Source organism: Nonomuraea antri, assembly GCF_013283785.1.
In the GTDB taxonomy this organism is placed as follows: Bacteria; Actinomycetota; Actinomycetes; order Streptosporangiales; family Streptosporangiaceae; genus Nonomuraea; species Nonomuraea antri.
This window is the reverse complement of the sequence record NZ_JABCPZ010000490.1, coordinates 1-2,162: the sequence shown is the minus strand read 5'-3', so window position 1 is coordinate 2,162 and position 2,162 is coordinate 1. Positions and strand designations below refer to the sequence as shown.

The following is a 2,162-nucleotide window of genomic DNA, read 5'->3' as shown; positions in this document are numbered from 1 at the left end:
CTCGTAGAAGCGCAGCACCAGCACCGCGCGCTGCTTCACCGGCAGCCTGGCCAGGGCGCGGGCGAACACCACCTTCAGGTCGGAGGCCGCCGAGGGGTCCTGGCCCGCCTGGTCGGGCGGCTCGCCGTAGGCGAACTCCCGCCGCCTGCGCCACCTGGACGCCACCTCCCGGTACAGCGTGGTCCGGAGGTAACCGGCCGGGTCGGTGTGCACTTTCGGCCAGCGGCGGGCGAGCTTGATCAGGGCGTCCTGGAGCACGTCCTCGGCCAGATGGCGGTCACCGCTGATGAGGATGGCGGCACGCAGCAACTGCGGGCGCCAGGCGGCGACGAAAGCCTCGAACGCCTCGGAATCCCTCATGTAGACAAGACGCCCGGGGACGGGCGAACGGTTGGGACCTTCACGAAATCGCCGACGTTCAGCGCACCGCAGAACCGTCGGCCAACTCGGATGCGTTCAGCGCGCCGCGGGGCCCTCCGTCAGGTCGGCCGCCAGGTCGGTGGCGACCTCCCGATTGAACGAGCCCCTGATCGTCATCCGCGGCCCGGGGATCGGCTCGGTCAGCGCCGGCGCGGTGATCACCTGCCCGTCGATCACGACGGCCAGCCGGTTACGCGGATCCGGCAGACGATGCAGCCGCGCCGCCAGCTGGGCGAACCTGGCGCTGTCGGCCGGGTTGAGCGTGACACGGACGGCCCACTCCACCCCGTCCTCCTCGGCGGTCGCCGTCAGTGCCCTGATGCCGTCCAGGCCCCGGCCGAGCTTGAAACAGAACGGGCTCTCCACCTGCGGCAGCGTGCCGGCGGCGCAGGGGGCGGTGGTCTCCTTCAGCACCGGCCGCAGCGCGAAGGACACCCGGGACGCCCGGGACGGCTCGGGCGGTCGCGCCGTCGTGGTGCCGCGCGTCCCGGCGGTCATGGCGACGGCCGTGCCGATCAGTCCGAGGCCGACGACCACGGCCGCCACCATGGCGATCAGCTGGACACGTTTCACGAAACCCCCAGACCGGCAGGCGGTCAGCCGCGGCCGGCGACGGCGTGCGGCACGTCCTTGACCTCGTACTCCCCGTTGGAGGCGGCGAGCGGCAGGCCCGCGGCCGGCGACAGGAGGGCAACGGCCACGGCGGCCGGCAGGGCCAGCAGCGCGGCAGGGCGCGCGATCTTCGTCAGGTGCATGACACGGACGGTATTCCGGGCCCCTTGTGGATCACTTGGAATCCACCGGGCGTCCCGGTCAGCCCGCTTCGACGTACCCGGTCAGCAGCCTGATCAGCTCGTCCCTGAAGGCGCGCGGGTCGGCGGTGGGCCGGTCGGCCAGGTAGCGGTGGGTCAGCGACTCGGCGGTGGCGACCAGGAACCAGGCCGTCAGCCGCGGGTTCGCCGCGCCGAGCCCGCCGTCCGCGACCAGCAGGCCGGCCACCAGGCCGACCAGGTCGTCCTGCAGGGCGCGGATCTCGGCCAGCAGCGCGGGCGGGCGCGGCGACTCCTCGAACAGCACTTGGTGCAGGCGGGGATCGCCGCCATGCGCGCGGAGCGCGGTGTCCACCAGCACCGCGACGCATTCGCGCCGGTCGGCCGGCAGACCGGCCGCGACGGCGGCGGCGACGGCCGCGCGACCCTCGTCGACGTGCCGCCTGGCGAGCAGGAGCAAGATCGCGTCCTTGTTCGGGAAGTACTGGTAGAGCGACCCGATCGACAGTCCCGCCGCCTCGGCGATGCGGTTGGTGGTGCCTGCGGCGTAACCGTGCTCGGCGAAAACGCGAGCAGCCGCCCGCAGTATCTGCTCCCGCGTCTCCTCGGAACGCTTCTGACGTGGGGTTTTCCGCGGCCTGAGCGGCTTGGGGACGGTGGTCATGAGCGGGCCTAACGCGAGTACAAAAACGAGCAATTACTCACTATTGTCGCCGTGATCGATCGGGTCTCACAAGGGAGCGTCGTATGACCGTCGATTACCTGCGGTTCTTTCCCCGATGGGTGCGGGAGACCCCCGCGCGGGAACCGGTGTCGGAGTGGTGGCCCTGGCGCGGCATGCGGGTGCACCTGGAGCGGGTGGCCGACCCGGACGCGCCGGTGAAGCTGCTGGTGCTGCACGGCGCCGGCGGCTACGGGCGGATGCTGCTGCCCTACACCCGCCTGCTGGGCCCGGTGGACGTCGTCGCCCCC

At 72.1% G+C, this 2,162-nt stretch carries 4 protein-coding genes and 1 pseudogene; 1 reads left to right on the top strand and 4 read right to left on the bottom strand.

Annotated elements, in window-relative coordinates:
- From HII36_RS54800 to HII36_RS54785, 4 genes are all read right to left on the bottom strand, one after another.
- Positions 1 to 360, bottom strand: a 360-nt coding sequence (locus HII36_RS54800) for a sigma factor (RefSeq protein WP_217371143.1), incomplete at its 3' end; no start/stop codon positions are given.
- 96 nt (positions 361 to 456) lie between these two features.
- Entirely contained in the window at positions 457 to 993 is a 537-nt protein-coding gene (locus tag HII36_RS54795; RefSeq protein WP_173531319.1) for a SecDF P1 head subdomain-containing protein, read from the bottom strand.
- Positions 994 to 1,016: 23 nt separating this feature from the next.
- A complete protein-coding gene (locus tag HII36_RS54790) occupies positions 1,017 to 1,175 on the bottom strand; it encodes a hypothetical protein (protein ID WP_173531318.1) in 159 nt (52 codons plus the stop codon).
- 58 nt (positions 1,176 to 1,233) lie between these two features.
- Positions 1,234 to 1,854 carry a TetR/AcrR family transcriptional regulator gene (locus HII36_RS54785; RefSeq protein WP_173531317.1) on the bottom strand — a complete coding sequence of 207 codons (621 nt, stop codon included), beginning with the start codon at positions 1,852 to 1,854 and terminating at the stop codon, positions 1,234 to 1,236.
- 83 nt (positions 1,855 to 1,937) lie between these two features.
- On the opposite strand from HII36_RS54785, the pseudogene HII36_RS54780 reads away from it, so the two are divergent.
- Positions 1,938 to 2,162: pseudogene (locus HII36_RS54780) on the top strand (hypothetical protein); the annotation flags it as partial.

What these genes read in the sequence shown, in the direction of transcription:
- HII36_RS54790 (WP_173531318.1), bottom strand. Translation starts at nt 1,175, where the DNA reads ATGCACCTGACGAAGATCGCGCGCCCTGCCGCGCTGCTGGCCCTGCCG.
- HII36_RS54785 (WP_173531317.1), bottom strand. Translation starts at nt 1,854, where the DNA reads ATGACCACCGTCCCCAAGCCGCTCAGGCCGCGGAAAACCCCACGTCAG.